The 8,520-nt window shown below is 69.0% G+C and carries 9 protein-coding genes; 5 read left to right on the top strand and 4 right to left on the bottom strand.

Going from position 1 to position 8,520, the window contains the following annotated elements; all coding sequences use genetic code 11:
- The 4 genes from ACFDTH_RS16040 to rplJ form a co-directional block, all read right to left on the bottom strand.
- Positions 1-1,994: TonB-dependent receptor (locus ACFDTH_RS16040; RefSeq protein WP_375288565.1), on the bottom strand; the 1,994-nt coding region annotated here is incomplete at its 3' end.
- A gap of 137 nt (positions 1,995-2,131) precedes the next feature.
- Positions 2,132-2,749, bottom strand: a complete 618-nt coding sequence (locus tag ACFDTH_RS16035; RefSeq protein WP_375288564.1) for a sulfotransferase family 2 domain-containing protein — start codon at positions 2,747-2,749, stop codon at positions 2,132-2,134.
- Positions 2,750-2,955: 206 nt separating this feature from the next.
- Positions 2,956-3,336, bottom strand: coding sequence for a 50S ribosomal protein L7/L12 (gene rplL, locus ACFDTH_RS16030; RefSeq protein ID WP_375288563.1), 381 nt, complete (start codon positions 3,334-3,336; stop codon positions 2,956-2,958).
- A 51-nt stretch (positions 3,337-3,387) separates the two neighbouring features.
- A complete protein-coding gene (rplJ, locus tag ACFDTH_RS16025; protein ID WP_375288562.1) occupies positions 3,388-3,909 on the bottom strand; it encodes a 50S ribosomal protein L10 in 522 nt (173 codons plus the stop codon).
- 302 nt (positions 3,910-4,211) lie between these two features.
- On the opposite strand from rplJ, the gene ACFDTH_RS16020 reads away from it, so the two are divergent.
- The 5 genes from ACFDTH_RS16020 (at position 4,212) to folP (ending at position 8,450) form a co-directional block, all read left to right on the top strand.
- Positions 4,212-4,436 carry a DUF1272 domain-containing protein gene (locus tag ACFDTH_RS16020; protein ID WP_375288561.1) on the top strand — a complete coding sequence of 75 codons (225 nt, stop codon included), beginning with the start codon at positions 4,212-4,214 and terminating at the stop codon, positions 4,434-4,436.
- Between the two features lie 164 nt (positions 4,437-4,600).
- Positions 4,601-5,503, top strand: coding sequence for a hydroxymethylpyrimidine/phosphomethylpyrimidine kinase (locus tag ACFDTH_RS16015; protein ID WP_375288560.1), 903 nt, complete (start codon positions 4,601-4,603; stop codon positions 5,501-5,503).
- Positions 5,491-6,099, top strand: coding sequence for a ribonuclease HII (locus tag ACFDTH_RS16010; protein ID WP_375288559.1), 609 nt, complete (start codon positions 5,491-5,493; stop codon positions 6,097-6,099). The genes ACFDTH_RS16015 and ACFDTH_RS16010 overlap by 13 nt, the downstream gene beginning before the upstream one ends.
- A gap of 176 nt (positions 6,100-6,275) precedes the next feature.
- Positions 6,276-7,403, top strand: a complete 1,128-nt coding sequence (locus tag ACFDTH_RS16005; RefSeq protein ID WP_375288558.1) for a site-specific DNA-methyltransferase — start codon at positions 6,276-6,278, stop codon at positions 7,401-7,403.
- Positions 7,404-8,450 (top strand): dihydropteroate synthase, encoded by a 1,047-nt coding sequence (gene folP, locus ACFDTH_RS16000; RefSeq protein ID WP_375288557.1) that lies wholly within the window; start codon positions 7,404-7,406, stop codon positions 8,448-8,450.
- Positions 8,451-8,520: the final 70 nt, after the last annotated feature.

Raw genomic sequence — 8,520 nt, 5'->3', positions numbered from 1 at the left:
CTGGCGAACGGCCGGAAGGCGACCGAGGCGTTGACCATGGTATAGGCCGGGGTAGGCGTCTCGAACCGCGCGGTGCGGTCCTGCTCGAACACATGCTCCACTTCCGCGCGCGCGGTGAAGCGCGTGCCCTGCGCTTCCAGGCCGCCGAGCACGCGCATCGGCGGGATGCGGGGCGCGGGACCCTGGTCGACGATGGTGGCGCGAACATAATCGCCCAGCACGTCGGCGTTGAGCGTGGTCGTGCCGAAGCTCGCCAGCCGGACCGAGGCATCCGCTTCCAGGCCCCAATAGCGCGCATCGCGCTGCTGGAATTGGTAGCAGGGCAGCTCGGGCGCCTCGCCGATGATCGCCGCACACGCCTCGTTCGCGATCAGGTTCTCCGAGATATAGTTGGAGAACCAGCTGTAATAAGCCGAACCGTCGAAGCTGAAGCCATCGCCGTGCGCGTGGATCGTGCCTTCGAGGCCCCAGGATTTTTCCAGCTTGAAGTCCGGGCTGCCGAGCTCAAAGGCCTGGGTGCCCGCATGCGGGCCGTTGGCGAACAGTTCCTCGGCGGAGGGCGCGCGCTCGGTGTGCGACACGTTGAGGCCGACCCGGATGGTGTCGTTCAGGCCGTAGGACGCGCCGGCCGATCCCGACACCGCATCGAAGCTGCGGCCGCCGCGGAAGAACGCCGAATCGAGCGGCCCGCGCGCGGTGAGGTCGGACCGCTCGTAACGCAGCCCGCCCTCGGCCTTGAACGCGCCATAGTCGAGCTGCTGGAGCGTGAACACGCCGAACTGATTGGTCTCGTTCTCCGGCAGGAAGGCTTCCTCGCCGTTCACGTCGAACTGCCGGTTGAAGAACTGCACGCCGCTCGCGCCCAGCCAGGCGCCGTGGCGCGCCTGCACCGCCTCAACCCGCGCCTCGACGCCCTTGCTGCGGAAGGCGGTGCCGACCTCGCCGGTCTCCTCCAGCTCGAAATGGCGGTATTTGGCATAGCCGCCGCGCACGCGGATGCGCTCCAGGAAGCCGCCGCCGGTCTCCACCTCGCCGCGCAGGTCGAACCGGTCCTGCACCATGTCGAGCCGCGGCGCCTCCTGCTCCTGGCCGACTTCGGTGGCATAGCGGATCGGCACGCCGTACAGGCTGTCGTAGTGGCTGTAGGCGAGGCCGAGCTGGCCGGTATCGGTGATGATCGATGCGCCGACGCCCGCGGTCCAGGTTTCGATCGCCGAGTTGGGCAGACGGTCGCGCAGCGCGGCGGAGGCGGCGAAGTCGATCGGTTCGTCGCCGTCCTGCGGCACGCCGACCTGCGACAGAGCGGCGCGGCGCGCGGCGGGCGAGAGGATATGGCCGCTGCCGGTGCGCAGGTCGTTCGCCTTGAGGTACGATCCATCGGCGTGGAGCACGAGATGCTGGCCGAGCGCGACATCGCCGGCGGCGCCGACCGACTTCTCGTCCGCGGCCGAGCCATAGGTGCCGATCGCGTCGAGGCGATAGCCGTTCTCGGGCACGCTACGCGGAATGCGGCGGTCGATCACATTGACGACGCCGCCGACCGCGGAGGAGCCGAACAGCAGCGCGGTCGGCCCGCGCAGCACCTCGACCCGCTCTGCAAGCAAAGGATCGATGACCACGGCATGGTCGACGCTGGTGTTCGACACGTCGATCGAGCCGATGCCGTCGGTCAGCACGCGCACGCGCTCGCCCTGGAAGCCGCGCAGGATCGGCCGGGAGGCGGCGGGGCCGAAGGAGGTGGCCGAAACGCCGGGCTGCCGCGCCAGTGTCTCGCCGATGGTCGGCCGCAGGTCGCGCGTCAGCTCCTCGCCGGTGACCACGCTGGTGCCCTGGAGCACGTCGCGCTCGCTCTGCCGGATCGGCGCGGTGACGATGACATCGCGCCCGGTGCCGCCCGTGGCGGCGCTGTCCCCGGACGGGGTGTCCGGTTCGGCCGCGAAAGCAGGGCTCGCGAAGGCGGCAGTGGCGAGCAGGACGGAAACAACGGTCTTCATGGGAATACGACTCCGGTACGTGGCCGTACCGAGCTAAACGAGACGATACACCATAACAAGTTCTTCGTGTCTTGACTGTTACGTTTTATGGCTGGCCGGTGACGCTGTGGATTGGCTGTCAGTGCGGCGCTCGGCCGCTACATCCGCGGATAGTCGAGCAGCCGGAAATCATCCTCGAACGTCTCGGTGATGAAGGCGATGTCGGCGGGGTCGAGATCGGCGCGGCGCAGGCGCTTCTTCTTCGAGGAATTGATATGGTCGAGCGTGCCGTCGAGTTCGGGCACGCGCGCGAACACCTTGGCGATGTCCTCGCCCAGGGTTTCGAAGCGGATGATGTCCTCCACCAGCATCTCGCCGTCGCGATCGAGGAGGTAGGCGGCCTGCGGCACCACATGGCGCCACCGGTCCGCGAACGGACGGGCGGGAACGGAGGCGTAGAAGTCGCGCACCGTCTTATGGTCGTGCTCGCGGAAGTTGAACTCGGAAACGATGCGATCGTAGGGATCGCGCACCACAGCGAACCGGTAATAGCGGTCGAACGTCTCGCGATCGACATGGCCGAGCGTGTAATATTCCTCGGCATAGAGATGGGCAAGGCGGCTGGGGCCCAGCGCCTTGTTCTCGTTGGGCCGCAGCAGCAGGTCGCCGCGCGTCGCCCAGGTGAGGCCATGCGCCCTGAGGAACATGTGCTCGACGCTCTGCCCCCCCGTCTTGGGGATGTGGACGAAGATCGTCTTGAGGCGGTGCGAGAGCATGGCGCGGGTTTGTAGCAGCGCGCTTCGGGCTGGCAACCGGGGAAGGGGGCGCGAAAAAGGGCGGGTCCTTGCGGGCCCGCCCTTCTCGTTCGTTCAAGCATCGGCCGTCACGGGCGAAGCCCGTGACGTCGGACGGCGCCGGGGCGCCGCCGGCCGGCCTTGCGGGTCTCGCGGGCTGGCGGACCAGCCCACGTGCCCGCTGCGGCTTACTTGATCTCGACGGTCGCGCCGGCTTCCTCGAGCTGCTTCTTGAGCTTCTCGGCCTCGTCCTTCGACACGCCTTCCTTGACGGCCTTGGGAGCGCCCTCGACCAGCGCCTTCGCCTCGGTCAGGCCGAGCGCGGTGATCGCACGGACTTCCTTGATGACGTTGATCTTCTTGCCGCCGTCGCCGGTGAGGATGACGTCGAACTCGGTCTTCTCTTCCGCCGCCGGAGCCGCGCCACCGGCGCCGCCGGCTGCCGGAGCCGCCGCAACCGCAGCCGCGGCCGAAACGCCCCACTTCTCTTCAAGCATCTTCGACAGCTCGGAAGCCTCGAGGACGGTCAGTTCGCTCAGCTGGTCAACCAGCGCGTTCAGGTCTGCCATGTGTCTGTTCCTTCAAGTCGTACGTTGGATATCTGCAAGCCGGATGTCGCCTCAGGCGGCCTCCGATTCCTTCTCGGCATAGGCCTTGAGCACGCGCGCGAGCTGGGCTGCGGGCGCCTGCGTGATCGTGGCGAGCTTCGTGGCGGGCGCCACGATTAGGCCGACGATCTTGGCGCGCAGCTCGTCCAGCGACGGCATCGTCGCGAGCGCCTGCACACCGGCCTGGTCGAGAGGGGTCGCGCCCATCGCCCCGCCGACGATCTCGAACTTGTCGGTCGTCTTGGCGAAGTCGACCGCCACCTTCGCCGCAGCGACGGGGTCGGTCGAGGTGGCAAGGCCCACCGGCCCGGTGAGCATGTCGCCCAGCGAGAGGTAGTCGGTGCCGTCGAGCGCGATCCTGGCAAGCTTGTTCTTCGAGACCTTGTAGGTCGCCCCGGCCTCACGCATCCGATTCCGAAGCGTGGTCGACTGCGCCACCGTCATCCCGTGATTGCGGGTGACGACAACGACGCCGACCTCGGAAAAGGTCTGCCTGAGTTCGGCGACGGCCGCGGCCTTTTGAGCACGATCCATGCCATTCTCCACACTTGGGCTTGGCCGAAGCCGCACCCGGTTACGGACCGCACCGGCAAACCGGCACGGCTTTGTCCAGCGATGGGGAAGGGCGCCGCATGGCAGACCGGGCACGCACGGGGCGCGCACGGTGAAATCCTGTCCCCGTCTCGGCGGGAGATTAAGCCACGGCAGATCCGCGGCACCCGCTGTCTCGGACGAGAGCCCCGCGGCAAGCCACGGAGCGAGCGCGCGCCAATAGCGGCACCGGCGGAGAAGTCAATGCGCTTGGCGGCTCGGGCGGAGCCGTCTATCTCGCCCCCATGCTCGAAATGCGCCCCGATTGCGAACGCTGCGGCGTTGACCTGCCCGCCAACGAGGGCGGGGCGTTCATCTGCTCGTTCGTATGCACCTTCTGCGCGGATTGCGCCGATGCGTTGGACGAGCGCTGCCCGAACTGTGGCGGAGAATTGCTCGACCGGCCGGCGCGGACAGGCAAGGCGCTGAAGGCGAACCCGGCCTCGACCGAGCGCCGCTTTCGCGGCTGACCTGTCCTACAGCGCCGGTTTCATGGCATACCGCCCGTCATGGCTTCCGTCCGCTCCTTCCCTTGCCGCCGCCGCCCATTGCAGCACCTAAACTGTCTCAATTCGTCAGCCGTGCGTGCTCACGCGAGCGCCTCAACCGTCTCAATTTGTCTCTGGTGCGGGCGATGACTCCGCGCATCCTCATCGTCGCCGGCTCCGATTCGGGCGGCGGCGCGGGCATCCAGGCGGACGTGAAGACCGTCACCATGCTGGGCGGCCACGCGATGACCGCGATCACCGCGATCACCGCGCAGAACACCCTCGGCGTGCAGGGGGTGCATCCCGTGCCCGCCGAGATGGTGGTGGCGCAGATGCGCAGTTGCATCGACGACATCGGCGTGGATGCGGTGAAGATCGGGATGATCGGGTCCGCGGAGACCGCGCAGGCGGTGGCGGAGGTGCTGGAGGCCCTTAACCCTCTCCCCTCCGGGGAGAGGGAGAGCCGCGCAGCGGCGAGGGAGAGGGGAAGGACGACACGGCGCGTTCACCCCACTGCCCCTCTCCCTTCCGCCGCCTCCGGCGGCTCCCTCCCTCTCCCCGAAGGGGAGAGGGGAATGGTACCCATCGTCCTCGATCCCGTCATGGTCGCCACCTCCGGCTCGGTGCTCGCCGATGCCGCGACGATCGCGGCGTTCGACCGGCTGATGCGGGTTGCCACTTTGGTGACGCCCAACGCGCCCGAGCTGGACGCGCTCGGCGGCGCCGACGCGATCCTCGCCACCGGCGCTTTGGTGCTCGCCAAGGGCGGGCATCTCGAAGGCGAGACGGTCATCGACCGGCTGCTCGGGCCGGATGGCGAGATCGCACGCTGGGAGAACCCGCGAATCCACACCCGTCACACTCACGGAACCGGCTGCACGCTCGCCAGCGCGATCGCGACTGGGCTGGGCACGGGCCTGCCGCTCGCCGACGCGACCGGCCGCGCCATCGCTTTCGTCCGCGCCAGCCTTGCCGCCGCGCCCGGCTTGGGGGCAGGGCACGGACCGATGGGTCAGCAATATGCCACCGGCTTCGCATGCCCGGCCTGAAGCACGAGAAGCTCTGCGCCGCCCCCGTCGCCGGGGTGGACGAGGCGGGCCGTGGCCCGCTCGCCGGGCCGGTGGTCGCAGCGGCGGTGATCCTGCCCGCGAAGGGTGTGCCGCGGGGCATCAACGATTCGAAGCAGCTGCCCGCGAACGAACGCGCGCGGCTGTGCGCGCGGCTGAAGGATTGCGCCGTCGTCGGCGTCGGCATCGTCGAGGCGGACGAGATCGACACGCTCAACATCTATTGGGCGACGATGAAGGCGATGACGCTGGCGGTGGACCAGATCGCCGCGACGCTCGGTTGCGCCCCCGGCCATGTGCTGGTCGACGGCAACCGGCTGCCGCGCTGGGGCTATGCCGCCACCGCGATCGTCTCGGGCGACGCCCAGTCGCTGTCGATCGCCGCCGCCTCGATCGTCGCCAAGCATACGCGCGACACGATCATGCTCGCCCACCACGAGACCTGGCCGCATTACGGCTGGGCCTCCAACAAGGGCTATGGCTGCGCCGCACACCGCCGCGCGCTGATCGAGCACGGCCCCTCGCCGCTCCACCGCCGCAGCTTCGCGCCGGTGGCGCAGCTGGTTCTGGAGATGTGAGTCTTTCGAGTCACACCACCACCGGTTGGGTCCGGAGCGGGCGCGCGACTCAACATCTGGATCGTCGAGAGACCGCATTCGTGGCGCACACGATTTCGGGTGCGAAACCATTAACCATTGTGTGCTTGACGGGGAGTCCACCTCACCAGCAGTTTCGCGCGGGACAAGGGGGATCGATGGCAGGCACGGCGACACTCGCGCGGACACGCGCCACGGCAGAACCGGCCGCGCCGCTCCCGGTGGGCGAGATCCTCCGCGGCGACTGCATCGCGCAGATGCGCGCGCTGCCGGCAAAATCGGTCGACATGATCTTCGCCGACCCGCCCTACAATCTCCAGCTGGGCGGCGAGCTGTTCCGGCCCGACAACAGCCATGTCGACGCCGTCACCGACAGCTGGGACAAGTTCGACAGCTTCGCGCATTACGACGCCTTCACCCGCGCCTGGCTGGCCGAGGCGCACCGTATCCTGAAGGACAGTGGCACGATCTGGGTGATCGGATCGTACCACAATATCTTTCGCGTCGGCGCGGCGGTGCAGGATCTGGGATTCTGGATCCTCAACGACATCGTCTGGCGCAAGGCCAATCCGATGCCCAACTTCCGCGGCACGCGCTTCACCAACGCGCACGAGACGCTGATCTGGGCGTCCAAAGGCGAGAAGGCGAAGTACACCTTCAATTACCGCAGCATGAAGACGCTCAACGACGAGCTGCAGATGCGCTCCGACTGGGAGTTCCCGATCTGCGGCGGGCAGGAGCGGCTGAAGAAGGATGGCCACAAGGTCCATCCCACCCAGAAGCCCGAGGCGCTGATCTATCGCGTGCTGCTCGCCTGCACCAAACCGGGCGACGTCGTGCTCGATCCGTTCTTCGGCACCGGCACCACCGGCGCGGTCGCCAAGCGGCTGGGGCGCGACTGGATCGGGATTGAGCGCGAGGACACCTATATCGCGGCGGCGCGCGAGCGGATCGACGCGGCGCTGCCGCTGGACGAATCGGCGCTGGCGACGATGCAGTCGCCGCGGCAGCAGCCCAAGGTGGCGTTCGGCGTGCTGGTGGAGAATGCGTACTTGCCGGCGGGGTCGGCGGTGTGGGACGCCAAGCGGCGCTGGCGCGCGACGGTGCGTGCGGACGGATCGCTGGCCAGCGACTGCGGCGCGACGGGGTCGATCCACAAGCTGGGCGCGACGCTCCAGGGCGCGCCCGCGTGCAACGGCTGGACCTTCTGGCACTATGAGGAGGCGGGTGCGCTGCGGCCGGTGGATGCGCTGCGGCAGACCTATCTGCTGGCGACGCAGCCGTAGATGTTTCTGCGCCCCGTCCAGTTCGTCGATACGCCCGTCACCCAGGCGGACGGCAGCGTCGCGCGGGTGGCGGGGGGGATGCAGTGGTTCGCCGCCTATGAGGTGATCGAGCCGGGGCGGCGGTGGACGGTGCCGCTGGGCGAGCTCGGCACGCTGGGCGAGCGGGGCGCAATGCTGCATGCGCGCGTCACCGCGGCGCGGCCGGCGCTGGCGCTGGGGGGGCGGACGTTGCGGTTCGACCAGCCGCAGGTGGCGGGCATCCTTAACGTGACGCCCGACAGCTTCTCCGATGGCGGCGCGGTGCATGACGATCCCGCCGCGGCGGCCTCGGCCGGGATGGCGATGGCGGCGGAGGGGGCGGCGCTGATCGACGTGGGTGGCGAATCGACCCGTCCGGGCGCGGCCTTGGTGTGGGAGGAGGACGAGGCCAAGCGGGTAGTGCCGGTGATCGAGCGGCTCGCGGCGGCGGGCGCCCTGGTGTCGGTGGACACGCGCAAGGCGGCGGTGATGGAGCGTGCGCTGGCGGCAGGCGCGGCGATCGTCAACGACGTATCGGCGCTGTTGTGGGACGCGCGCGCGCTGGACGTGGTGTTGCGCGCCGGCTGCCCGGTGGTGCTGATGCACTCGCCCGACCCCAAGGCGGGGGGGCATGGCAAGCTGGGCTATCACGACGTGCTCGCCGAGGTGCTCGGCTGGCTGGAGGATCGCGTCGCCACCGTGGTTGCGGCGGGAGTGGACCGGCGGCGGGTGATCGTCGATCCGGGGATCGGCTTCGGCAAGAGCGTGGCGGACAATCTGGCGCTGCTCAACGGCCTCGCTGCATTCCATTCGCTCGGCTGCCCGGTGATGCTGGGGGCGAGCCGCAAGCGGCTGATCGGGGCCTTGTCGAACGAGGCGCCGGTGGCGGAGCGGCTGGGGGGCAGCCTGGCGCTGGCGCTCAGGGGCATCGAGGCGGGGGTGCAGCTGCTGCGGGTGCATGACGTGGCCGAGACGGTGCAGGCGGCGCGGGTGTGGCGGGGGCTGCGGGATCGGGCGCTGGCGGGGTGATCCAGTCCCTGCGCGGTGGTGGGCGCTGACGGGCTCGAACCGCCGACCCTCTCGGTGTAAACGAGATGCT

It is taken from the genome of Sphingomonas sp. (assembly GCF_042096255.1).
GTDB lineage: Bacteria > Pseudomonadota > Alphaproteobacteria > Sphingomonadales > Sphingomonadaceae > Sphingomonas.
This window is presented reverse-complemented; position numbering and strand designations above follow the sequence as displayed.